Below are 23,706 nucleotides of genomic sequence, written 5' to 3'. Positions count from 1 at the left end.
GCTAATGTTATCTTAAACCGTTTTACTTGGTTTTTGTTCTGAATTTTCTCAAATCCAAAGGTCTAAACCAAACCTTTTGAATTGTTAGAATTTTCAGGGTTTTACATACTGTTTAATCTTCAATTTTTAAGGTTCGTCACAGCTTTTAGCTGCGAACGCAGAAGGAGGGATTTGAACCCTCGCGCCGCTACTAACGACCTACTCCCTTTCCAGGGGAGCCCCTTCAACCACTTGGGTACTTCTGCTTGGTTGATTTATTTTTCTATTCTTTTACCGGACAGCCTTTTTGCTTGTCCGCAACGGAGAGAGTGGGATTCGAACCCACGCGCCCTTTCGGACAAACGGTTTTCAAGACCGCCTCGTTATGACCACTTCGATATCTCTCCAAATGTGCTTTTCTATTTTACAAGATCAAAAGCATTTTGTCAAGAACTTTTTTCATTTTTTTAATTTTCATTTCTTCTTGAGCGCTGTACTTTTCTGTATCAGCAACAGCTTGATTATAATATCACGTCTTTCGACATATGTCAACACTTTTTTTCATTTTATTCTTGATTTTTTACTGCCTCTCTGAAAGAGATTCAAGCATCCTTTCGGCGGCAGACAGACACAGCTCTTCTTTCCCCGTTTTACCATGTTTCCAGAGAATCTGCCATTAACGCCCATACCTTCCTTATATCCGTACAAGCCTCCCCTTTTGGAATGCTGTTTTTTTATTTCCTTCATAATTATGATACACACGGCTACCCCCATAGCGGCTGAGTATCTGCCTCCTGAACCATCTTAAGGCTGATATCCAGTTTCCCGGAAAGTTCCGACCCCCCCCCCCAGTCCAACTATCGAAACTGATTATATATGTCATGAAAATTCTCTGCCGTCCGCTGCATTACGCTCCTTCCGCGCCTTTAACAGGGCACTGGCAAGTACCAGATCCTCCGGCGTGGTCACCTTCAGGTTTTCATAGCTGCCCTCGATCAGGCGTACCCTCCAGTCCGTTCGGCTTTCCACCACCATGGCATCATCTGTAATTCCCCGCTGCAGGCGCTCATCTGCCATCATCTCATCATAGGCCCGACGGATCAGGTCATATGAAAACGCCTGCGGGGTCTGGATCTGCCATAAAAGGCGGCGGTCCGGAGTCTCTGTTGCATACCCACTGGCATCAGCAATCTTGATTGTATCCTTTACAGGCATCCCCACGGCGCAGGCGCCATAAAGGCGGGCGCACTCTGCCGCACGATTGATAATTTCCTTCGTTACCAGAGGACGCGCTCCGTCATGGATCAGCACCCATGGGCAGCCTGTCAGGGCGCGCAGACCGGCATATACAGAATGATACCGTTCTGCCCCTCCCGCTACTACAGCCTTAACCTTCTCAAAACCGTATACCTCCACGATCTCCCGGCGCACAGCAGCAATTTCTGCCATACCAGTTACCAGGATTACCTCATCTGCCACGCTGCGCTCAAAAGCATCTAATGTATGGCAGATCAGAGGCTTTCCTTCCACAAACATATACTGCTTTTGTATCTTGCTCTTCATCCTGCTGCCATGACCTCCGGCAAGGACAATTGCTCCAACCTTTCCTTTTTCTTTGCTCATATCAGCGCTCTCCCAGTTTTAAATTGGGAACCGCGTTTAAATCCCAGCCTGAACGTTTTCCCCGTATATACTCATAATAAGCCGCCACGCCGATCATGGCCGCATTGTCCGTACAGAAAACAGGGGACGGATGGTAAAATGAAATCCCGTTCTTTTTGCAGGCTTCCTCCATGACGGCCCGCAGGGCGGTATTAGAAGCGACACCTCCCGCAATGGCCAGCTTCTGATAGCCGTATTCCTTAGTTGCCAGAATGGCACGGCTGACTAAAGAATCTACCACAGAATTCTGAAAAGACGCCGCCAGATCCGGCACACAAATCTCTTCCCCGGTCATTTTCGCGTGGTTAATGTAATTTAAAACCGCTGACTTCAAACCGCTGAAACTAAAATCATAGGGGGAATCAGCCACTTTGCCCCTTGGAAACTCAATGGCATGGGGATTGCCCTCTTTGGCAGCCCTGTCTACCTTAGGACCCCCCGGATAACCCAACCCCACGGCACGGGCCACCTTATCAAAAGCCTCCCCAGCCGCATCATCCCTGGTACGTCCGATGATCTCAAACTCGCCATAATCCTTTACGATCACCAGATGTGTATGGCCTCCGGATACAATCAAGCACACAAAGGGCGGCTCCAGATCCTTATTTTCAATAAAGTTAGCAGAAACATGGCCTTCAATGTGGTGAACACCGATAAGCGGCTTTTGAGCGGCGTATGCGATGGCCTTGGCCTCTGCCACACCTACCAGAAGAGCGCCAACCAGGCCTGGACCGTAGGTAACGCCGATAGCAGTAATGTCCGCTAAGGTCACCGCTGCCTCTGTCAACGCCCTCTCGATCACATAGTTAATAGCCTTAATATGCTCTCTGGAAGCAATCTCAGGTACCACGCCTCCATAAGCTGTATGAGTATCGATCTGGGATGAGATCACATTGGAAAGGATGGTACGGCCATTTTTTACTACGGAGGCTGCCGTCTCGTCGCAGGAGCTTTCTATCGCAAGTATCAGTATATCTTTTGTTTCAGTCACGTTCATTATCCTCACTCCTCATCAAACTCCAGTTCCATGCTCCAGCCGTCTCTGGCGGCTTTTGTCCGCGGAAATATCTTTCGCACCTCGTCCATATAATCATCGGGTCTTGTAAGAGAGGGGCTGTAATGGGTCAGCCACAGTTGCCCCGGCTGCGCTTCTTTTGCCAGAGTGGCTGCCTCATAAAAAGTCATGTGCTTGTATTCTCTGGCTTTGGCAGCCTTCTCCCTCTCACCGTACATACCCTCGCAGATAAACAGGTCGGATCCGGCGGCATATTCAGCGATCACAGGAACCGGACGGGTATCAGTGCAGTAAGTTACCTTCAGACCGCGGCGGTCCGGTCCCAGAACCATATCGGGAGTCAGAATCCTGCCGTCGTACGGAATGGTTTCTCCCTTTTGCAGACGGTTCCAGAACTTCTGGGGAATCTGCTGCACCCTGGCGCGCTCTACGTCAAAGCGTCCCTTTCTTGGAATCTGAATGGTATATCCATAGCAGAGCACGTTATGATTTACTTTGTATGCATCAATCACATAGGGACCGATAGTAAGCTGCTGACGGTTCTCTGTCAACTCGATCATACGCAGCTCAAAGGGCAGTTCCGGCGCGATCATGCGAAGGGCATTTACCACCCGTTCCAGGCCTCTGGGGCCGATCAGGGTCAGAGGCTCGGTTCTCTCTGCATTTCCCATGGTCAGAAGCAGCCCCGGAAGACCGCTTATGTGGTCTGCATGGTAGTGAGTAAAACAGATGGTATCTATGGGCTTAGGGCTCCAGCCCTTTTCCTTTAAGGCAATCTGGGTACCTTCCCCACAGTCAATGAGCAGGTTGCTTCCGCTGCATCTTGCCATCATGGAGGTCAGCCATCTGTATGGAAGGGGCATCATCCCTCCGGTTCCCAGTAAACATATATCCAGCATATTATTATCCTCATTTTCTATGTCAGTAGCGCCGGAATTACCTGCGCCCTTAACAGGCAGACGTGGTAAAAGCCGGCTTTTTCAAATCATAACACAGATACAGCATAATAATCAAGCATCCGGGAAAAATCCGGCAAAACCTCTTATATCCAGACCGTTCCTTTCTTCGGCTCATGAAACGCTGACCGTACTCCAGATGCATTTTACAGATATTCCGTCTGCTCTTTTATATCTACAGGGATCTTAAACCCTCCAATGAGCTCATCGTAACATTCCTCGCAAAGATCAAACCTGTGAATCTGTCCGTCTTTTTCGGAAAAATAATCCCACGTATAGTCGACAGATATCGCTCCTTCACGCAGGATGCCGTGGTCTACCGCCAGTTTCTTTCCGCAGCAGTTGCAGATCAGTGTTTCCAGCTGCCCGTTCTTATGGTACTTTTTCATCAATATGCCTCGCTTTTCTCTTTCATAATCTCTCATTTTCCTCCTGTTGCCGCGTACACCTCTGCAGTGCCTGAAATATGACTGAACATCCGGTTGACAAACAAAACCGACTGTTTCCCGGGATACAGCACAGCGCAAAACGGAGAGGAACCTTCGATTCCTCTCCATTATATACGCAGTTATATGCAATTTTAAGTGGGAATTGCTGTATATTTCCCCAGGAAACGTAGTTTTCCTCATTCTGTCCTATATTCCGCGGTTCCACATAATGACCGCGTCCTCTGACGGATTCTGATAATAGCCTTTTCGCACCGCCTCCTGGCAAAATCCATAGGCTTCATACAGATGTCTGGCCCCTGTATTGCTCTCCCGAACCTCTAACGAAATGGCCGAAGCTCCATTTTCGCGCGCAAAGGCCATCACTTCATCCATAAGGCGCCTTGCAAAGCCCTGTCTGCGATACTGCAAAAAGACGGCAATGCGCTGCAATTCTCCCTCTCCTGCCAAGATTCGGACTACGCAGTAACCCGCAATCTTATTTTCAAACTGGCATACAAAACAGGTATCGAGACGGCTGTTTAAGCTTTCTTCAAGCAGCTTTTTAGACCAGGGATGGGAAAAACACGTCTGTTCCAGCTTTTCCACCTGATCCAGATCTGCCGCCTCCATGGGGCGCAGAATAACGTTCTTATCCATATACTCTCCTTCTGATCCGTCAGAATCAATAATCCCCGGGAAGCTTGCCTGTTTCTCCCTCCGGCGAACGTTCAGCGTCCCGCTGGCGCTCTGCCTGGGATTTTCTTAAATAATCAGGGGTAAAATCGTCTGCTGGCACCACAAAAACGCCGTGATAGCCACCCTGTTTTTTTTCCTGATCCAAAGCCAGACTTCCCAGCGCAGCCACACTGGCCGCACGCTGACGGTTCATGTGAGCCGGCGCAAAGGAGCAGGGAACGCTTACCTTTTCCCGGATCATATCCCTGTATACCGGAACGCCGTCTCCCAGAAAAATAACCTTCTCTCCCCTGTGGTTTAGCTCCTCTGCCAGTTCCCCCATATCCATGGGCTGCTGCTCCATAAGAATCTCCATTCCGTTTTCAAGATGGTACAGGCCTGTGTAGACCTGACATCGTCTGGCATCCATAATAGGGCAGATCAGTCCGGAAGCTCCCCACATATTATATGCCAGGGCATCTACGGTAGGCACATGGATCAGAGGCTTTTTTAAAGCCAGCCCCAACCCCTTGGCCGTAGCCGCGCCAATCCGAAGACCCGTAAAGGAACCGGGGCCGCCGGCCACCGCGACAGCGTCCAGCGTATTCAGATCCAGTTCCAGAAGCTTTGCCATCTCATCCAGCATGGGAAGCAGCGTCTGAGAATGGGTCTTTTTAAAATTTACAGTGTATTCTCCGGTGAGAATATCGTCAGTCACCAGTGCCACACTGGCAACCAGGGATGAACTTTCAATTCCTAACACCCTCATGCTCTTTCCTCCACACAGATCCGTCTGTAGTCGAATCCCTTTTCCAAGTCCTTTTCAATGGTTACTTCCGTAACATGACCAGGCAGAAACTCCTGGATCAGTTCTGACCACTCGATCAGGGTAACGCCCTGGCCATAGAAATAATCCTCATAACCGATCTCATCCATTTCACTTGGATCCCCAATCCTGTATACGTCAAAATGATAGAGGGGCAGGCGGCCTTCCTCATACTGCTGTACAATGGTAAAGGTGGGACTGCTTACCGGCTCAGTGATTCCAAGCCCCGCCGCAAAGCCCTGGGTAAATACGGTCTTTCCCACTCCCAGGTCTCCGTTCAGGCAAATAATCTGTCCCGGCTTTGCCTCGCAGCCCATTTTCACCCCCAGATCGTATGTCTCTTTTGGGTCAAATGTCTCAATTACCATCCTTTACCCCTTTCATGGTCAGCGAGATCCGTTTCTTCTCCAGATCTACCCCCAGAATCTTTACCTCAACCACATCCCCTACGCTGACAGCCTCCAGAGGATGACGGATATAACGGTCGGTCATCTGTGAAATATGCACCAGCCCGTCCTGATGTACACCGATGTCTACAAAAGCGCCAAAATCAATAACATTGCGAACTGTGCCCTTTAATACCATACCGGGCTTTAAGTCCTTCATCTCCAGGATATCACTGCGCAGAACAGGTCTTGGCATCTCGTCTCTTGGATCTCTGGCCGGCTTTTCCAGCTCTCCCGCAATGTCCCGGAGCGTGATCTCGCCTACCCCTATCTCCTCTGCCATTTCCCTGTAGTCCCTGATCCGGCGGCTGATGCCTGGAATACCGCCTCTGATCAGTTCTTCTTCCCTGTATCCCAGCGTCTCCAGCAGCTTTTTTGCAGCCCCATAGCTCTCAGGATGGACACTGGTGCCGTCTAAGGGTTCTTCTCCTCCTGTAATGCGCATAAAGCCAGCGCACTGTTCAAAGGCCTTGGGGCCCAGCTTGGCTACCTTCAAAAGCTGCTTTCTCGTCTTGAATGCACCGTTTTCCTCCCGGTAAGCTACGATGTTCTTTGCCAGTGTCTTGTTGATGCCGGAAACGTACTCCAGCAGGGAGGCGGAGGCGGTATTTAAGTCTACGCCCACCTTATTCACGCAGTCCTCCACCACAGCCTCTAAAGCAGCCCCCAGATTCTTCTGGTTCATATCATGCTGGTACTGGCCTACGCCAATGGACTTTGGATCAATCTTAACCAGCTCCGCTAACGGATCCTGAAGGCGGCGTGCGATGGATACAGCGCTTCTCTGTCCTACATCGAATTTTGGGAATTCCTCTGTCGCCAGCTTGCTGGCGGAATAGACGGAGGCGCCTGCCTCATTTACGATCACATACTGCACTGGTTCTTTTATTTCCTTTAAAAGCTCCACAATGATCTGCTCTGACTCTCTGGAGGCAGTGCCGTTTCCCACGGAAATCAGGGAAATGTTATATCTGTGAATCATGTCCTTTAAGATTTTTTTTGATTCTGCCACCTTATTCTGGGGAGCAGTGGGGTAGATAACCACAGTATCAAGAACCTTTCCTGTGCTGTCTACCACGGCCAGCTTGCATCCCGTGCGGAAGGCGGGATCCCAGCCTAAAACCACCCGTCCGCTAATAGGAGGCTGCATCAAAAGCTGCTCTAAATTCTTTCCAAATACACGGATAGCTCCTTCCTCTGCCTTTTCTGTGATCTCACTCCGTATCTCCCGCTCCACAGAAGGCCCGATGAGACGGTCGTAGCTGTCTTTTACTACGGTTTTAAGCACCGGAGATGTATATGGATTATCCCTTGTAATTACCTGCTTTTCCAGATATCCCACAATCTGATCCACCAAAGGAACCACCTTTACACTCAGGATCTTCTCGCCCTCGCCCCGATTTAGGGCAAGGATTCTGTGTCCTGCAGCTTTTTTAACCGGTTCCTCGTAATTATAGTAGGTTTCGTAAACAGATTTTACGCTCTCATCCTTGGCAGCAGACTGGAGCAGTCCCTTGTTCATCGTCATATTGCGGATCCAGGTGCGGTAAACTGCGTTGTCAGAAATCCTCTCTGCCAGGATATCCATGGCTCCCTGAACGGCATCCTCAGCCGTCTCTACGCCCTTTTCCCCGGAAATATAACTGGCCGCCGCCTGTTCCACAGGCTCTTTTACCGCCTGAAGGAGGATCAGGTCTGCCAGCGGCTCCAATCCCTTTTCATGGGCAATGGCGGCCCTTGTGCGGCGTTTTGGCTTATAGGGACGGTAAAGATCCTCTACAGCAACCAACGTGGCGGCGCTGAGAATCTGACGCTCCAGCTCGGCCGTCATCTTTCCCTGGTCAGTAATCGTTGCAATGACCTGTTTTTTGCGGTCTTGCAGGCCGCGGAGATATTTTAAACGTTCATCCAGTGTACGCAGAACCTCGTCATTTAATGAACCTGTGGCTTCTTTGCGGTATCTGGCGATGAACGGAATAGTATTTCCCTCATCGATCAGCTTTACGGCAGCCTCTGCCTGATGGCGGCCGATGCTTAATTCGTCGGCCAGTGTTTTAATAATATCCATGAATTTTCCTCACTGTCTTTATTCATTCGGTAACTGTTTTATTATAATTCATCGGACAGGCTTATGCAAGACTCCCCTTACAAACGGGCATTAAAAGCCGGAGAGCCTGATTTTATTGCCAAAGCCCTGTGCTTCCATTTCCCCATATCGGGCCTTATGAATCTTCCCCGGACGCACTGGACAGGCAGACGTTTTCATGTTAGAATAGGCCTTGTTTATTGATAGGTTCTAAAAAGGGAGCCTGTCTGTCGCACATTGACCCATACATTATCAAAGAAAGGCGATCTTATTTAACGCTATGAGCAGTATTTATAAAAAACAAAAGAATCCTCTGGTTTCCTCGGAAAAATATGCCGTTTGTTCTCTCATCTGCGGCATTATCAGCGTGTTTCTCAGCCTGCTGTATCTGCCTGTATCCCTTTTGATCGGCGGAAACTATCCAGCAGGGCTGATCTGCGGAGCGGGCGGTATTGTCCTTGCTCTTATGGCCCGGAATTCAGATTCATCCTCCCGCAGATCTATTCCCACCAAAGCCATGATTGGCTTTCTGCTAAGCTGTTTTTCCATTCTTTTGACCTTTTTCTTCTTCTCTCAGCTGATCCAGTTTTACGATCTGCTGCGCGATCCGGTAAAAGGCCCTCAGATCAATCAATTTCTTTACCAGCTTCAGCAGCGAATGATGGAGCAGCTTCAGGTGAATACACCGGTTCACTAGAATACTGAAGATTCCCCTTCATAAATAACGCTACGCAAAAGAGGTGTTTTCCACTGGCTTGACCAGTCAGGAAAACACCTCTTAATTTTATACAAATACCGGCTTTCTCACATTTCTACATCATAGCCCGGATCGTCTGCTTGATCCCATAATCTGACTGGGCTTCGGCCTTTTCGTTGTAAGCGGCTGCAGCTGTCTTAAACGCCCCTTCTTCCATCTCTGCAGTAAGAATGGCAAATTCGTCCATACCGTACAGTTCAATAACCTCGGCCTTTCCAAAAATACTCTTTACTTCCTGCTCCTTATTGCGGAAGGATCCCGCAAAGCGTACAAAATAGCGGAAACGCGTTTTTTCCATAGGCTCTACGGTCTGTCTCTCACTGCTCCAGCCCATGGGAACATTCTTCTTTAGGTTTTGAGCCGCCTCGATGATATCTGCAATCACAGCGCTGGCTGTCGGAAGCTTACCTGCGCCGCTGCCGTAAAACATGGATACCCCCAGCATATTTCCCCGAACCATAATGCCGTTGAACACGTCGTTCACTGAGCAGAGAGGATGGCTGTTTCCGATCATCACAGGCGCTACATAAGCATTTACCTTCCCATCCTTCATGCGGCTGGTGCCGAACAGTTTCACAGACGCTCCCATTTTTTCAGCATATTTAAAGTCGATATCTGTAATTCCTGTGATACCCTCTGTATATATATCCTCATAGTTGACCTCTTTTCCTGTAGCCATGGCTGTGAGGATGGCAATCTTGCGGCAGGTATCGTGACCTTCTACGTCCGCCTCCGGATTTCGCTCGGCATAGCCTAAGTTCTGAGCCTCTTTTAAAGCATTTTCAAAAGTCTCTCCCTCTTTGTCCATCTTTGTAAGGATATAATTGGTGGTTCCGTTTAATATGCCCGTAATCTCCTCAATGCGCTCACCCATGAGACAGCGGTACAGAGGGCGGATAATGGGAATACCGCCTCCAACACTGGCTTCAAAGAGGAAATTGACCTTCTTCTTCCTGGCAATGGCCAGCAACTCTGTGCCATGGGCAGCCACCAGGGCCTTGTTAGAGGTAACGACGTGTTTTCCCGCCATCAGGCAGGCTTTTACAAAGGGATAGGCCGGGTTTAAACCGCCCATAGTCTCCACTACGATCTGAATCTCCGGATCCTCCTCAAGGATCTTGAAGTCATGGATGATCTTATCGGCTACCGGGCTGTCGGGAAATTCCCTGAGATCCAGCACATATTTCAGTTCCACTTCCTGACCGGCCTGACCGGCGATCACATCCCGGTTTTCTTCCAGGATCTCTGCCACTCCGGAACCAATGGTTCCATATCCCATTACTGCTGTCTTGATCATAATCCTCTGCTCCCTGCTTTTTTATACTGTATACTCTTTACCATCGGTAGATAAGGGGACACATACCCCAGTCCGGCCTGACCCTTTATTCTCTGGCCAATATCTTCACATAATGGATCCCATTCAGATTCTCCAGTTCCTCAATCATGCCGGAAACATTTTCCGTGTTTTCCCGTATCTCCACACTGAGCGTCAGCGTGGCTACGCCGTTGACCGGAATACTCTGATGGATGGTCAGAATATTAGCCCTGTAAACAGCCACTACATGGAGCAGATCGCTTAAAAGCCCCTGCTCATCATCCATCTGCACCACCAGGGTAACGGTCTTTCCTTTTGTATTATCATAAAAGGGGAAAATGTCATCCTTGTACTTGTAGAAGGAGCTGCGGCTGATTCCTACCTTGTCTGTTGCTTCCTGTACCGTAATCGCACGTTCGCTTTCAAGGAGCTTTTTGGCCTCTACCACCTTCAGAAGAACTTCCGGAACCGCTTTCTGCTTCACCACAAAATACTTGCTTTTGTCTTCCATCTAGCCTTTTTCTTCCTTCCTTATCATGTCCGTATCAGAAATACATCTGTACCCATGTGGAAGATGGTAACATATTTTCCGCGGAAATGCAACCATTTTTCACAGGAAAATAGACTCTTCATCTATTTTTCACTGCCAAGAGAAATTATACCCAAAGGCGAGAACTGGACAGACGCGAAAAAAGCCGGGAACTTAATCCGGCTTTTTCCAGTTTCTTATTGAAGGAGACATCCCCATTTTCAGGATCAATCCTCTGACCGTGAGTTGCGATCCGGGCATCCCAGACTCATCCAGCGCAGATATGCGCTGATGAAGGAATCCAGTCCGCCGTCTAGGACAGCGTCTACATTGCCAGTCTCCTCTCCGGTGCGAAGATCTTTTACCATGGTGTAGGGCTGCAGAACATAGGAACGGATCTGGCTGCCCCAGCCGTTATCCTTTACATCCCCGCGGATACCCGCAGCCTTGGCCGCCTGTTCTTCCTGACGGAGCATATACAGCTTTGCCTTCAGCATCTGCATGGCCTTATCCTTATTCTGGAACTGGGAGCGCTCATTCTGGCAGGTCACCACGATCCCTGTGGGATAATGGGTAATGCGGATGGCAGAAGACGTCTTGTTGATATGCTGTCCGCCGGCACCGCTGGAGCGGTAGGTATCAATACGGATATCATCGGGATTGATTTCGATATCGATATCCTCTTTGATATCCGGCATCACATCACAGGATACAAACGATGTCTGGCGCTTGCCGGCAGCGTTAAAAGGCGAGATGCGCACCAGACGATGCACACCATGCTCGGAACGCAGATAACCATAGGCATTGTCTCCGCTGATCTGAATGGTAACGGATTTAATTCCCGCCTCATCACCATCCAGATAGTCCAGGACTTCCACCTTAAAGCCCTTCTTTTCTGCCCAGCGGCAGTACATACGGTAGAGCATACTGCACCAGTCGCAGGACTCCGTGCCGCCGGCTCCGGCGTTTAAGCGGAGGATGGCATCATATGCATCATACTCACCAGAGAGAAGGAGTTTCATGCGCATTTTTTCCAGAGTCTCTGTAAAATGATCCAGCATCTCCTGGATATCCGGAATCACGGAAGGGTCATTTTCCTCATACCCCATCTGTATCATCACCTGGATATCCTCATACTCCTGCTCCAGCTCTCTGAAGGTGCCCACCTCATCCTTCAAATGTTTCGCTTCTCTCACCAGTCTGGTGGAACGGTCTGGATCATCCCAGAACCCCGGCTCCTCCATTGACCGGTCTAATTCGTTGATTCGTCTGACCTTGTTGTCCAGGTCAAAGTGAATCCCTCACTTCCACTAATGGTTTGTCATACGTTGATAACGTATATTTAAAATTATCTAACTCAACCACAGCTTCACCCACTTTCTTTTCATAAGATTTTTATTATTTTTATACAGCCTATTTGATTCGGCCGCAGCACTGCTTATACTTCTTACCTGAACCACAGGGACAGGGATCATTCGGGTAGACCTTCTGCTCGGCTCTCTTCTGTGGAGCTACCGGAGTCGCATCCTTGTTAGTGCCTGTTACCTTAACGGCAGATTCACGTTCTACCTTCTGCTCAACGCGAATATGGAACAGGATACGAACCGTCTCTTCCTGGATGGAAGCCATCATTGCCTCGTACATCTCATAGCCCTGCATCTTGTACTCTACCACCGGATCTCTCTGGCCGTACGCCTGAAGCCCAATTCCCTCGCGCAGCGCATCCATATCATCCAGATGAGCCATCCACTTGTTGTCAATTACCTTCAGCAGAACCACGCGCTCGATCTCGCGGATCTGCTCTGCATCAGGATACTCCGCCTCTTTTGTCTCATAAAGCTTAATGGCAGCCTCTTTAATGCTGTGCTTTAACTCATTCTTCTTCATGGACTTCTTCTGCTCATCCGTAAGCATCACCGGCTTTAAGGGGATGATAGGAAGCAGGAGAGTGTTTAACTCCTTCAGATCCCATTTATCAGAGGTCTGATCATCAGCGATGGACATATCCACTGCGTTCTCCACGATATCTGTGATCATCTTAAGCACCAGGTCGCGCATATTGTCGCCGTCCAGCACCTTACGGCGCTCCTCGTAAATCACCTCTCGCTGCTCATTGTTTACCTCATCGAACTTTAACAGCTGCTCGCGGATACCATAGTTGTTGCCCTCGATCTTCATCTGTGCCTTCTCGATGGCATTTGACAGCATCTTGTGCTCGATCTGCTCGCCCTCGGGCACGCCCATGGCCTCAAACATATGCATGAGGCGCTCAGAGCCGAAAAGGCGCAGCAGATCATCCTCCAGAGACAGATAAAATCTGGACTCACCTGGATCGCCCTGACGGCCGGAACGGCCGCGCAGCTGATTATCAATGCGGCGGGATTCGTGACGCTCCGTACCAATGATCTTTAAGCCGCCTAATGCTTTTGATTCGTCATCCAGCTTGATATCCGTACCACGTCCTGCCATATTGGTAGCGATGGTTACGGAGCCATGGATACCTGCATCTGCTACAATCTCAGCCTCTAACTCATGGAACTTGGCGTTAAGCACCTTATGAGGAATGCCTTTCTTTGTGAGCATCTTGCTTAAAAGCTCAGAAGTCTCAATGGTAATGGTGCCTACCAGAACAGGCTGCCCCTTTTCATGGGCTTTTACCACTTCATCCACCACTGCTTTGTACTTTTCATCCTTTGTCTTGTAGACAGCGTCATTGAGATCCTTACGAAGGATAGGACGATTGGTAGGGATCGCAATAGCATCCATGCCATAGGTATTACGGAACTCCTTCTCCTCTGTCAGAGCGGTACCCGTCATGCCAGCCTTCTTTTTGAACTTATTAAAGAAATTCTGGAATGTGATGGTCGCCAGAGTGCGGCTTTCACGGCGGACATTGACGTGCTCCTTCGCCTCAATCGCCTGGTGGAGACCGTCAGAGTAGCGGCGGCCCGGCATGATACGTCCGGTAAATTCGTCTACGATCAGAACTTCGTCATCCTTTACCACATAATCCTTGTCGCGGAACATGAGGTTATTGGCCCGCAGAGCCAGGATAATATTGTGCTGAATCTCCAGATTCTCCGGATCTGCCAGGTTGTCGATATGGAAATACTCCTCCACCTTCTTAACACCCTGTTCTGTCAGGTTTACCACCTTGTCTTTTTCATCTACTACAAAATCACCAGTTTCCTCAATCTCCTCACCCATGATGGCATCGATCTTGGAAAATTCCTTGGAAACCGTACCGCGCTCTAACTGGCGGGCCAGTACATCGCAGACCTCGTAAAGCTTGGTGGACTTTCCGCTCTGTCCGGAAATGATCAGAGGGGTTCTCGCCTCATCAATCAGCACAGAGTCTACCTCATCGATGATACAGTAGTCCAGATCACGCAGCACCAGCTGCTCTTTATAAATCGCCATGTTGTCTCGCAGATAATCAAAGCCCAACTCATTGTTGGTAACATACGTAATATCACAGGCATATGCCTCCTTACGCTGCGCGCTGTTCATGTCATTTAAAACAACACCTACCGTCAGTCCAAGGAAACGGTGTACCTGTCCCATCCACTCCGCATCGCGCTTTGCCAGATAGTCATTGACCGTAACGATCTGTACGCCTTTTCCTGCCAGGGCATTCAGGTATGCGGGACAGGTAGATACCAGCGTCTTACCTTCACCGGTACGCATCTCAGCGATACGTCCCTGATGAAGCACAATACCGCCGATCAGCTGTACCGGGAAATGCTCCATATTGAGCGATCTCTTTGCAGCTTCCCGAACGGTGGCAAATGCCTCCGGCAGAAGGTCATCCAGCGTCTCACCCTTTGCCAGCCTCTCCCTGAAGATCCTGGTCTGATCGCGCAGTTCCTCGTCTGACTTTGCCATCATCTCCGGACGCAGGCTCTCGATCTTGGCAACGATGGGCCGGATCATCTTAAGTTCTCTTTCACTGTGAGTCCCGAACAGTTTCTCAATTACGTTCATGGTTTACTCTCCTAACTTCTTCCTTTATATAAACTCTATTTTATTCAAACTGCGGCTGCCATGCCGGGGAGCTGCTGTCTGTTAGTATCTGTCTGAAAAATGCTCCTTATTCCCTGTAAATGCACGCAGTATGCTATGGTACAATCTAATACATTGTAGCACCTGAGACGAATTTATTCAACTTGTTCATAAAAAATTTACATTTCCCGGGTAACTATTCAGCCATGCGGCAATTTGTGCGGAAATACGTGTTGCAAGTTGGCTTGCATAAGTATATTTCTGAACAAATTGACATATGACGAACAGTCCAAGCGCCTTGTTTTCATGCTTTCTGAAAACAGAAAATGGCATGGCTGAATAGCTGCTTTCCCGATAGTCCTCAGGCTGCCGTTTCTGGCAAACAAAAACATATCTTTCGACTCATATCATGTATCTTTTTCAGACAGAAACGCGGAGAACCTTTCACTCTTTGCCCGATGTTTAACAATATGCACAAACCACACGTTCGGACAGGTATCTGTCCACAGTTTCCACAGTTTTCCACTTTCGTTTCCCCCAAAGTTATCCACACCATCTTTATTATGATTTTTCGGCATTTTCGACTTATACACCGACTTATCCACATTATCCACAAGTTTATAACTCTCGTTTTTTCTGCTTTTCTCCGTGAACAGTGCTGTTATTTTTTTGTACAGATCTGATAAATTTACTTATTTTTTACAGATTTTTGCTTTTACCTATTGACATTTTGGAATGCTGATTATTAGTGATTCAATATACATATTACGGCTTTTGAAAACATTTTTCATAAAAAATTCACACAAATTATTAGTCAATTTATTGTTTTTTAATTGTAATTTCGCAACAAATGTGGTATACTATGCATATCTCAGAAAAAGGAGTTGATTTTTATGCGTTATACCATTACAGGAAGAAACATCGAGGTAACTCCAGGCTTGAAAGCTGCCGTCGAAAAGAAGATCGGCAAGTTGGAACACTTCTTTACTCCTGATACCGAAGTGTTCGTAGCGCTCAGCGCACAGAAGGATATGCAGAAAATTGAGGTCACGATCCCCGTGAAGGGAAATACCATCCGGGCAGAAGAATCCAGTACCGATATGTATGTATCCATTGATCTGGTAGAGGAAATCATTGAACGCCAGATCCGCAGATATAGAAAAAAACTCATTGACAAGAAACAGGCAGCTCTCTCCTTCTCCCAGAATTTTATTGATGAGGGTGAGGAGGATGAAACTTCCTACGACGACGAGATCCTGATTGTCAAGACAAAAAGATTTGCCGTTAAGCCGGTGAATCCAGAAGAGGCTTGCCTCCAGATGGAGATGCTGGGACATAACTTTTATGTATTCTTAAATTCTGATACAGATCAGGTAAATGTAGTCTACAAACGAAAAAATGGTACATATGGACTGATTGAACCAGAATTCTAAAAACAAATGTGTAATTCCGCTATTGCATATACAGGAATAGGAATCCAAATCCATTTCCTATGGAACATAAATGCCCTTGATTCTCTGAAGAATATCAAATAGAGGAAGGCATTCTGAATAAAAAGAGGATTTTCAATTCACGTTCGTGAGTCGAAAATCCTCTTTCTTATTATGGTAAAATACAGCTGTTTTGTCTCCTGTAACACATTGGCGGCTGTGTCTGCGAAAATCTTTATCCATCAGAAGTGTGTGCTGGCGGATACACCAAAAAAGTTCGAAAAACCGCAGTTTTCCGAACTTTTCAATACTCTTAGGTTGTCGATTATCTCTTGCTGAACTGAGGTGCGCGACGAGCTGCCTTGAGACCGTACTTCTTTCTTTCCTTCATTCTCGGATCTCTTGTTAAGAATCCCGCCTTCTTCAGAACCGGTCTGTAATCAGCATCTGCCTGAAGCAGCGCTCTGGAAATGCCGTGACGGATAGCACCAGCCTGTCCAGTTGTACCGCCGCCGCGAACATTTACTAATACATCAAACTTCTCTGTTGTCTCTGTAGCAACTAACGGCTGACGAACGATCAGCTTTAAAGTCTCAAGACCAAGATACTCTTCAATATCTCTCTTGTTGATTGTAATCTTGCCTGTACCTGGTACTAAATATACTCTGGCGATGGATTTTTTTCTTCTGCCTGTTCCGTAAAATTTTGCGTTAGCCATGATACTTTCTTCCTCCAATCCTCATTAAAATGTTAAAACTTCTGGTTTCTGTGCTGCCTGCTCGTGGTTCGGGCCTGCATATACATGAAGCTTTGTAAACATACTTCTTCCCAGAGGTCCCTTTGGAAGCATACCCTTAACCGCTAACTCTACAACCCTCTCAGGTTTCTTAGCCATCATCTCGCGAAGAGTAGTTTCTCTCATACCGCCTACATAGTCAGAGTGATTGTAGTAGATCTTCTGATCTAACTTCTTGCCTGTAACCTTTACCTTATCAGCGTTTACTACGATTACATAATCGCCGCAGTCCATGTGCGGTGTAAAGATCGGCTTATTTTTTCCTCTTAATACTTTAGCGATCTCAGATGATAAACGTCCTAATGTATATCCTGTAGCATCAACTACATACCATTTTCTCTCAATTGTTGCTGGACTAGCCATAAAACTCTTCATTGGTCAACCTCCTGTTAATCTCAACCTGTTATGCATCTGGCGCTCTGCGCCCGCTATATGTGATAAATATGGGAAGTATTTATCAATGAAATGCTCCGCTCCGGGGCTTTGGATGAGCATTTACTCTTAATGTCACAGTTTCTTATTATATAATATCTGCCCACCTGTGTCAACCGCTTTTTGCAGGTTTTTAGGGCATAAAACCCGTCTTTGAGAGTTAGCACTATATTCTTTTGGAGTAATTCCAGTTCCCTTTTCATTCAAGCCCACATAACTGCTGGCTTTTTTTTGATTTTTAAAGACTTGACAAAATTTTTATTTTCTTCTTGCTTATATAGTGCTGTACTGGAAAAGGGTGATTTTATGGCTTATTTTTTAAGAAAACCAAAACAAAAAATAATATTTATTTGCAAATCTATGAAAGCTTTTATAACTCACAGCGTAAAAGAGTGGCACACCGTTCGGGGGTGCGGACTGTGTTACTTTACCAATTTACGAAGGCCTGTACGATGTTGTCACAAAATATTTTGACAGTATTGCCTTAGAAGACAGTATCAACCGTCAGGTTTCTGAATTCACTTATAACATTTAAGACTATCCATATACTCCTTATCATGCAGGCTAAGGAGTATATTTTTCTTTTTTATCATACTCATCCAGAAAATGATGCCGGATACCGTCCTGTTTATAAGCTATCATCGTATCCAGCATAACGTTTTCTACACTCTTAAATATGTTTCCCTCGATAAATGGATTCGTTTTCTTTAACTCTGCAATCAGCTTTTTCGTTTCCAGCCTCTTTGAATTACTCTGTCCGTCCTCCTGACAGGAAGAACAGGTATCTGTAAATTTGCAGGCACATTGCAGAAAATACAAATCATTGGCATCTCTCCATGCTTTGATATCATCTTCCCTTATCAAATACATCGGCCTGATTAATTCCATTCCTTCAAAGTTTGTGCTATGCAGCTTTGGCATCATGGATTGCATCTGGCCTCCATAAAGCATTCCCATAAGTATAGTTTCAATCACATCATCATAATGATGCCCTAAAGCGATCTTGTTGCAGCCAAGTTCTCTGGCTTTACTGTAAAGGTGTCCTCTTCTCATTCTGGCGCAAATGTAACATGGTGACTTTTCGATACCCAAAACAGAATCGAAAATATCTGATTCAAATATCGTAATCGGTATTCCAAGCAATTTTGCATTATGCTCAATTACCCTTCTGTTTTCCGGACTATACCCGGGATCCATAACCAGGAATACCAAATTGAAATTCTTTTGTTTATGCTTCTGCAGTTCCTGAAAAAGCTTTGCCATAAGCATGGAATCTTTTCCACCGGAAATACATACGGCAATCTTGTCCCCATCCTGAAGCATATCATAGGTTTTCACAGCTTTTGCAAATGGAGAGAACAGTTTTTTATGCCACCTTTTTTGAATACCTCTTTCAATTTCTTCTTTCTTGACAGAATTCGTATCGATTTCCTGCTGCATTCGCTCTCTCAGCCAGGCATTATATCCACCCGCCAGACTATATGCAGGAATATTCTCTTCTCTCAGTTCCTCCGCTGCATAAATGCTGTTTTCTCCTCTTGTACAATAGATGATCACTCCGGGATGCTGACGAAATTGTCCTGCATTTTGAAGCAGATTCTCCATACGCAGAGGAACCGCACCGGGAATCATTCCGTATTGAATGCTCACTTCATCCCGCATATCAATCAAAACATATCCATTTCTTATTTTCTCTTCTATTTCACTTAGCTGAATCTCTATTTGCATTTTTTTACTCCAAATTTAATAATTTTTTAAGGCCAGCCTGACAACCTCTTTGCTCATGAAATCAATGGCTTCTTTTATCTGCTCCTCAGACAGCGATGAGTAATTGATAACAAACTCATGTTCACTTCTGTTTTCGGTTCTCTGATAATACTCGGATAAAGCACATAGTTTAATCTTTTTTCGTTCCATGATTCCAACAAATTCTTCATCACTACACGGAACATCCAGGTGGATAATAAAATGAAGCCCGGCATCTGCTTCCATTATTTTCACATAGGATGCCATCTTACTATTCTCGATTGTATTTACAAGAAAGTCTCTTTGCTGTCTGTAGTAATTTCGCATACGGTTAATATGTTTTTCAAAGAAGCCTTCACTTATGAATCTGGACACAGTCATTTGAATGATTGTTGTAACAGGGCACGAATAGAAGGAAAGCCTCTTGTAATACAGCTTCATCAGATGCTTCGGCAATATCATATAACTGACTCGTATTGTATTAGATATTGACTTTGAAAACGTATTTAGATAGATGACCTTCTCATTTACATCAATGCTCTTAAGAGCCGGTATTGGTTTACCGGTCATTCTGAACTCACTGTCATAATCGTCCTCTACGATATATCTGTCCCCAGCTTTTGATGCCCAGCCCAGAAGCTCGTACCTTCTGCTGATTGGTGTAATCTTTCCTGTTGGAAACTGGTGAGAGGGGGATGATATGTCGGTACTCATTTCCTGATATGTCTCTTATCACTTTACCTGTAAACTAATCTATGCCTATTCAATCCTATCATACAGTCTATCTCCATTACTGCCTGCTCATCAATCCAATTTAACTCTTCACTTCCCCCTCGTATAATATCTTTTAGATACATAAATGTACCTTAAAAACTTAATAAATATTTGTTCAATAGGCTTAGTTAAAGCCCATGATATAATTGTACCAGTGTCAATCAGGTAATAGTTCTGTTTCCCCCTGTTGAACCAGTAATGGTTGCTTCATAAGATAGTCTGTTCCCCTGACATGGAAGTTAGCTTCAAACCGGCTGGCTGTTTGCTTAAGTGCATGGATAACCATCTTGCAGTGTGGTTTCGCATCTGTCCATCTTAAGCTGGATTCTTATATGCGAGGGTGTCGATGCTCCATGTTCATAGGTTTTACCAAGCCGATTGAACACTCAAATCTTATTACGAAAGAAGGTGTTTTTTATGAACCCACTTTACGTCGGTATTGATGTAAGCAGCAAATCCAATGTCGTTTATCTTATGCTTCCTAACGGAGATAAGCTCAGTAACTTTGAATTAAAAAACTCACAGGATGGTTCTTCTCAGCTTGTAAAACGAATCCTTTCTGCTTTGACTTCTCATTCCCTTGATACCGTTCTGATCGGGCTCGAAGCAACCTCTGTTTATGGAGACAATCTCGTGTACTTTCTAAGGGAAGATGCCACTCTGGATCCATTTAACAGAAAGATTCATGTCATCAATCCTAAGCAGGTAAATAAGTTCAAGGAATCTTATAATGACCTGCCTAAAAATGATTACGTGGACTCTTTTGTCATTGCTGACTGCCTGCGCTTTGGTAGAATCAACAAAGAGGTGTATCTGGGAGACTATCGCTACTTAGCTCTCAAAAACCTCACTCGGGCACGTTACTACGCTGTCTGCAACCTCGTTAAAGAAAAACAACGCTTTATGAACGTACTTTTTAAGAAGTATTCCACGATGACGCAGGAGAAAGTATTCTCTGATAATTTCAGCACTACGGCTCTTTCTGTCTACGAAGAATTCGAATCCGCAGAAGCATTAGCCAAAATGGACTTACAAGCACTTACTGATTTCATTATGGAAAAAGGAAAAAATCGCTTTCCTGATCCCGATTCAGCAGCCAAAGCCATTCAGAAAGCCGCCAGAAGTTCTTACCGTTTGCCCAAGACGGTAAATGACTCCGTCAATCAGGTGCTTTCTATATCCATAACCTCCATGAAGGCATTGGAATCTCAGATTAAAGAGTTCGACAAAGCCATCGCTGCTCAAATGGAACTCTTACCCAACGTATTGACATCCATTCCTGGTATTGGTCCTGTATTCTCAGCCGGTATCATGGCTGAAATCGGAGATATCAATCGTTTCGGAAACCATGCTCAGCTTGCTAAATATGCAGGGCTTGCATGGAAACAACATCAGTCCGAAGGTTTTGAAGCCCAGACAACAAGGCTTATAAATTCCGGTAACCGCTTTTTAAAGTATTATCTGTGTGAAGCAGCTTTCTCTCTTGTAAGATGCGACAAGGAATACAGCGACTTCTACCACCTCAAATACAAATAGTTAAACAGATATCAACACAAACGTGCACTCGCATTAACTGATCGTAAATTTGTGCGGTTAGTCTTTGTACTGCTCAAAGACAATCGCCTATATCGTCCAGCAAAGCAGAATAACTTCTACTTGCTGATGAGCTACGCCCTGCTCATTTTCAAAAAACATGGTCGACAGGGCTTAGGTGGGTGTTTTTTGTCTACCGTGAGATATATGAAAGATATTTGATTTATTATTCATTTCTCACTTGACATCACACCGCTGGACTATATTATACAATATCTTTTTACACATTTTCACAAGCCCTTTTTGTTCATATTTCCGGCATGAACTTGCAAGTCATACTATGATACAATGAATTTTTGCACTTACTGACTTTTTCTTCTCTCTATGCCCCTAATCATTACTTTACAGCATATTAGACTATTATACAATGTCTTTTTGCACAACTATGTTTTCCCTCTGACCAAGCAGTCAAGATAAAAAAATGGCACTTGAATTTCTCCAAGTGCCCTACACCTAAATAACCCTGTAATACTTTAGAGCCTCTATGATTTACTCCCTCTTCTGCGGTACACAGTGCCTTGCCACCGGATTTTCTTTCTTCGATAGGTTGTAGTTCAACCTCATTTCTACACCGCACTCCCTCTTGACCTCTGCTATATCCTTTGTATGAATCCCTATCCCATATTGGTCGAAAATATATTTCTTTATGTTGCTATATGTGGACTTATCCTCTTTGTATGACTTGTCTCCATCAATTTCAATCGGTACTTCTATTTCTAACCGATAGTCCTCTCTTTTTCTTTTTTGGTTAATAAAACACACGTCTCTACGTGCCCAGTCATCGGAAACATATCCACCCCCCAAGCCTCTCCAGCCCTATATCCCAGCTTTTTCATATATTTAAGATCCCTGGCCAAGGTCTCTGGATTGCAGGAAACGTACACTACCTTTTCTGCACCCATTTTTTTTATGGAATCCATAAATTCCTCTGTACTTCCGCTTCGTGGCGGATCCATGATAACGACGTCTGCTTTCTCTCCCCGTTGTGCCATATTCACCATAAAACGTCCCGCATCATTACAGTAAAAACGTATATTAGATACCTGATTCAATTTTGCATTATTCACCGCATCCCTGACGGCATCCTCATTCAGTTCCACTCCGATGACCTGACCGGCATGGCGGCTGGCTATGATGCCAATAGTTCCGATCCCGCAGTAAGCATCCAACACCGTTTCCCGGCCAGTAAGTCCGGCCAGTTCTAATGCCTTTAAATAAAGTTTCTCCGTCTGTACCGCATTCACCTGATAAAATGACCGTGAGGAAATGCGGAAGGTACATCCGCAGAGCTGATCTGTAATATAACCTTTTCCATAAAGAATATTTTCCCTGTCTCCCAGCACCATGCTGGTTCCCCGTCCGTTGATATTCTGAATAATGGTTGTAATCTCCGGATGCTTCTGTCTGAGCGCCCTGACAAAATTATTCTTAGAGGGAAATACAGGCGATGCAGTAACCAGCACTATCATAATATCCCCGGACTGAAAGCCGCGGCGAACCAGAACATGGCGCAGCAGACCGTAGCCGGTATCCTCATCATAGGTACGGATTTTAAAAGATTTCAGCATACTGCGGATAGTGCCAATGATCTCATCCGCTTTTTCATCCTCGATCAGACAGGTCTCTACCGGCACTACGATGTGACTGTTTTCCTGATAGATTCCGGAAATAATATTGCCTCTGCGGTCACGGTCAAAAACGGCGTGAACTTTATTTCTGTAATGAAATGGTTCTTCCATTCCAATTACAGTCTCAACCCTGGCTATCCCCTTTAACAGTTCATCCAGCTGTTTCTTTTTCATTTTCAGCTGCTCACCGTAAGACAAATCCAAAAACTGACAGCCTCCGCACTTCCGGTTCACAGGACAGAGACTCCTTTTTTTCTTATTATATTCTCTTTTATCTCCCTCTCTCTCTGGTTTTGCCACGGCCCCCTCTCCTTTATTCCCCAGAAATGTCTTTTGTTGAATGAAGGTTTCCTTTTTACCGGCAATTTCTGTTTTTCCGACTGTGCCCCTTCCTCTGCCAGTCTTTCTTTCTCCAATGGCCTCCTGTTTTTTTCTCTCCTGCTTTTTTTCTGCGTATATCGAACGGTTTCCGTTCCCCTTTTTCCGGCCTGTACCATCTGGTCTTCTCGTCTTTTCCATATATTATAACTCTCTCCTTATCTGCAGAAATATGTTACTGTATACAATTTTCACCCATACTGTTCTGTATCTTTGAATCTTACTGAGTTTTCCCAATCGGCTATCAACATTT

General features: G+C 45.9%; 20 protein-coding genes and 2 tRNA genes. 3 read left to right on the top strand and 19 right to left on the bottom strand.

Going from position 1 to position 23,706, the window contains the following annotated elements:
- Positions 1-156: 156 nt before the first annotated feature.
- The 10 genes from HW447_RS09130 to HW447_RS09085 all read right to left on the bottom strand — a co-directional run bounded on the left by HW447_RS09130 (position 157) and on the right by HW447_RS09085 (position 8,055).
- Positions 157-245 (bottom strand) — tRNA-Ser (locus HW447_RS09130).
- Between the two features lie 55 nt (positions 246-300).
- Positions 301-386, bottom strand: a tRNA-Ser gene (locus tag HW447_RS09125).
- 472 nt (positions 387-858) lie between these two features.
- Positions 859-1,602 (bottom strand): 2-C-methyl-D-erythritol 4-phosphate cytidylyltransferase, encoded by a 744-nt coding sequence (gene ispD / locus HW447_RS09120; protein WP_176254993.1) that lies wholly within the window; start codon positions 1,600-1,602, stop codon positions 859-861.
- A 1-nt stretch (position 1,603) separates the two neighbouring features.
- On the bottom strand, positions 1,604-2,638 hold the full coding sequence (gene tsaD / locus HW447_RS09115; RefSeq protein WP_176254992.1) for a tRNA (adenosine(37)-N6)-threonylcarbamoyltransferase complex transferase subunit TsaD: 1,035 nt from the start codon (positions 2,636-2,638) through the stop codon (positions 1,604-1,606).
- A gap of 5 nt (positions 2,639-2,643) precedes the next feature.
- Complete coding sequence (locus HW447_RS09110; RefSeq protein WP_176254991.1) at positions 2,644-3,555, bottom strand: ribonuclease Z; 912 nt, start codon at positions 3,553-3,555, stop codon at positions 2,644-2,646.
- 203 nt (positions 3,556-3,758) lie between these two features.
- Positions 3,759-4,001 (bottom strand): hypothetical protein, encoded by a 243-nt coding sequence (locus tag HW447_RS09105; RefSeq protein WP_176254999.1) that lies wholly within the window; start codon positions 3,999-4,001, stop codon positions 3,759-3,761.
- A 246-nt stretch (positions 4,002-4,247) separates the two neighbouring features.
- On the bottom strand, positions 4,248-4,697 hold the full coding sequence (gene rimI, locus HW447_RS09100) for a ribosomal protein S18-alanine N-acetyltransferase (RefSeq protein ID WP_176254990.1): 450 nt from the start codon (positions 4,695-4,697) through the stop codon (positions 4,248-4,250).
- A 25-nt stretch (positions 4,698-4,722) separates the two neighbouring features.
- Entirely contained in the window at positions 4,723-5,484 is a 762-nt protein-coding gene (gene tsaB, locus HW447_RS09095; RefSeq protein WP_176254989.1) for a tRNA (adenosine(37)-N6)-threonylcarbamoyltransferase complex dimerization subunit type 1 TsaB, read from the bottom strand.
- Entirely contained in the window at positions 5,481-5,909 is a 429-nt protein-coding gene (tsaE, locus tag HW447_RS09090) for a tRNA (adenosine(37)-N6)-threonylcarbamoyltransferase complex ATPase subunit type 1 TsaE (protein WP_176254988.1), read from the bottom strand. The genes tsaB and tsaE overlap by 4 nt, the downstream gene beginning before the upstream one ends.
- Positions 5,899-8,055, bottom strand: coding sequence for a Tex family protein (locus HW447_RS09085; RefSeq protein WP_176254987.1), 2,157 nt, complete (start codon positions 8,053-8,055; stop codon positions 5,899-5,901). Before HW447_RS09085 ends, tsaE begins: the two co-directional genes overlap by 11 nt.
- Before the next feature lie 298 nt (positions 8,056-8,353).
- On the opposite strand from HW447_RS09085, the gene HW447_RS09080 reads away from it, so the two are divergent.
- Positions 8,354-8,770, top strand: coding sequence for a DUF4190 domain-containing protein (locus tag HW447_RS09080; RefSeq protein ID WP_176254986.1), 417 nt, complete (start codon positions 8,354-8,356; stop codon positions 8,768-8,770).
- Positions 8,771-8,885: 115 nt separating this feature from the next.
- Here the strand turns inward: HW447_RS09080 and HW447_RS09075 are convergent, their stop codons facing one another.
- The 4 genes from HW447_RS09075 to secA form a co-directional block, all read right to left on the bottom strand.
- Entirely contained in the window at positions 8,886-10,127 is a 1,242-nt protein-coding gene (locus HW447_RS09075) for a homoserine dehydrogenase (RefSeq protein WP_176254985.1), read from the bottom strand.
- Positions 10,128-10,212: 85 nt separating this feature from the next.
- The gene (locus HW447_RS09070; RefSeq protein ID WP_176254984.1) at positions 10,213-10,656 is read right to left on the bottom strand and encodes an ACT domain-containing protein; all 444 of its coding nucleotides are present in this window, start codon (positions 10,654-10,656) and stop codon (positions 10,213-10,215) included.
- 245 nt (positions 10,657-10,901) lie between these two features.
- A protein-coding gene (prfB, locus tag HW447_RS09065) for a peptide chain release factor 2 (RefSeq protein ID WP_176254983.1) occupies positions 10,902-12,039 on the bottom strand; the annotation gives its coding sequence in 2 pieces (ribosomal slippage) (positions 10,902-11,963 and positions 11,965-12,039; 1,137 coding nt in all).
- A 48-nt stretch (positions 12,040-12,087) separates the two neighbouring features.
- Positions 12,088-14,658: a preprotein translocase subunit SecA gene (secA, locus tag HW447_RS09060; protein WP_176254982.1), complete on the bottom strand. Its 2,571-nt coding sequence runs from the start codon at positions 14,656-14,658 to the stop codon at positions 12,088-12,090.
- 911 nt (positions 14,659-15,569) lie between these two features.
- Between secA and hpf the strand changes: the two genes are divergently transcribed.
- Positions 15,570-16,109, top strand: coding sequence for a ribosome hibernation-promoting factor, HPF/YfiA family (gene hpf, locus HW447_RS09055; protein ID WP_176254981.1), 540 nt, complete (start codon positions 15,570-15,572; stop codon positions 16,107-16,109).
- A gap of 322 nt (positions 16,110-16,431) precedes the next feature.
- On the opposite strand, the gene rpsI is transcribed toward hpf, so the two are convergent.
- The 4 genes from rpsI to HW447_RS09035 form a co-directional block, all read right to left on the bottom strand.
- Complete coding sequence (gene rpsI, locus HW447_RS09050) at positions 16,432-16,824, bottom strand: 30S ribosomal protein S9 (protein ID WP_176254980.1); 393 nt, start codon at positions 16,822-16,824, stop codon at positions 16,432-16,434.
- Positions 16,825-16,848: 24 nt separating this feature from the next.
- Positions 16,849-17,277, bottom strand: coding sequence for a 50S ribosomal protein L13 (rplM, locus tag HW447_RS09045; RefSeq protein ID WP_176254979.1), 429 nt, complete (start codon positions 17,275-17,277; stop codon positions 16,849-16,851).
- Positions 17,278-17,898: 621 nt separating this feature from the next.
- Positions 17,899-19,062 (bottom strand): ATP-binding protein, encoded by a 1,164-nt coding sequence (locus HW447_RS09040; protein WP_176254978.1) that lies wholly within the window; start codon positions 19,060-19,062, stop codon positions 17,899-17,901.
- A gap of 15 nt (positions 19,063-19,077) precedes the next feature.
- Positions 19,078-19,794, bottom strand: coding sequence for an aminotransferase-like domain-containing protein (locus tag HW447_RS09035; protein WP_176254977.1), 717 nt, complete (start codon positions 19,792-19,794; stop codon positions 19,078-19,080).
- 477 nt (positions 19,795-20,271) lie between these two features.
- On the opposite strand from HW447_RS09035, the gene HW447_RS09030 reads away from it, so the two are divergent.
- A complete protein-coding gene (locus HW447_RS09030) occupies positions 20,272-21,390 on the top strand; it encodes an IS110 family RNA-guided transposase (protein WP_243176255.1) in 1,119 nt (372 codons plus the stop codon).
- Positions 21,391-22,163: 773 nt separating this feature from the next.
- Here HW447_RS09030 and rlmD read toward each other — a convergent pair.
- Positions 22,164-23,594: a 23S rRNA (uracil(1939)-C(5))-methyltransferase RlmD gene (gene rlmD, locus HW447_RS09025; protein WP_176254976.1), complete on the bottom strand. Its 1,431-nt coding sequence runs from the start codon at positions 23,592-23,594 to the stop codon at positions 22,164-22,166.
- Positions 23,595-23,706: the final 112 nt, after the last annotated feature.

This window comes from Enterocloster alcoholdehydrogenati, assembly GCF_013282095.1.
Classification (GTDB): domain Bacteria; phylum Bacillota; class Clostridia; order Lachnospirales; family Lachnospiraceae; genus Enterocloster; species Enterocloster alcoholdehydrogenati.
Note: the sequence above shows the minus strand (reverse complement) of the source record. Positions and strands in the feature narration are given on the sequence as shown.

Coding starts and splice junctions, on each gene's coding strand:
- ispD (WP_176254993.1), bottom strand. CDS start 1,602: ATGAGCAAAGAAAAAGGAAAGGTTGGAGCAATTGTCCTTGCCGGAGGT.
- tsaD (WP_176254992.1), bottom strand. CDS start 2,638: ATGAACGTGACTGAAACAAAAGATATACTGATACTTGCGATAGAAAGC.
- HW447_RS09110 (WP_176254991.1), bottom strand. CDS start 3,555: ATGCTGGATATATGTTTACTGGGAACCGGAGGGATGATGCCCCTTCCA.
- HW447_RS09105 (WP_176254999.1), bottom strand. CDS start 4,001: ATGAAAAAGTACCATAAGAACGGGCAGCTGGAAACACTGATCTGCAAC.
- rimI (WP_176254990.1), bottom strand. CDS start 4,697: ATGGATAAGAACGTTATTCTGCGCCCCATGGAGGCGGCAGATCTGGAT.
- tsaB (WP_176254989.1), bottom strand. CDS start 5,484: ATGAGGGTGTTAGGAATTGAAAGTTCATCCCTGGTTGCCAGTGTGGCA.
- tsaE (WP_176254988.1), bottom strand. CDS start 5,909: ATGGTAATTGAGACATTTGACCCAAAAGAGACATACGATCTGGGGGTG.
- HW447_RS09085 (WP_176254987.1), bottom strand. CDS start 8,055: ATGGATATTATTAAAACACTGGCCGACGAATTAAGCATCGGCCGCCAT.
- HW447_RS09080 (WP_176254986.1), top strand. CDS start 8,354: ATGAGCAGTATTTATAAAAAACAAAAGAATCCTCTGGTTTCCTCGGAA.
- HW447_RS09075 (WP_176254985.1), bottom strand. CDS start 10,127: ATGATCAAGACAGCAGTAATGGGATATGGAACCATTGGTTCCGGAGTG.
- HW447_RS09070 (WP_176254984.1), bottom strand. CDS start 10,656: ATGGAAGACAAAAGCAAGTATTTTGTGGTGAAGCAGAAAGCGGTTCCG.
- secA (WP_176254982.1), bottom strand. CDS start 14,658: ATGAACGTAATTGAGAAACTGTTCGGGACTCACAGTGAAAGAGAACTT.
- hpf (WP_176254981.1), top strand. CDS start 15,570: ATGCGTTATACCATTACAGGAAGAAACATCGAGGTAACTCCAGGCTTG.
- rpsI (WP_176254980.1), bottom strand. CDS start 16,824: ATGGCTAACGCAAAATTTTACGGAACAGGCAGAAGAAAAAAATCCATC.
- rplM (WP_176254979.1), bottom strand. CDS start 17,277: ATGAAGAGTTTTATGGCTAGTCCAGCAACAATTGAGAGAAAATGGTAT.
- HW447_RS09040 (WP_176254978.1), bottom strand. CDS start 19,062: ATGCAAATAGAGATTCAGCTAAGTGAAATAGAAGAGAAAATAAGAAAT.
- HW447_RS09035 (WP_176254977.1), bottom strand. CDS start 19,794: ATGAGTACCGACATATCATCCCCCTCTCACCAGTTTCCAACAGGAAAG.
- HW447_RS09030 (WP_243176255.1), top strand. CDS start 20,272: ATGAACCCACTTTACGTCGGTATTGATGTAAGCAGCAAATCCAATGTC.
- rlmD (WP_176254976.1), bottom strand. CDS start 23,594: ATGGAAAAGACGAGAAGACCAGATGGTACAGGCCGGAAAAAGGGGAAC.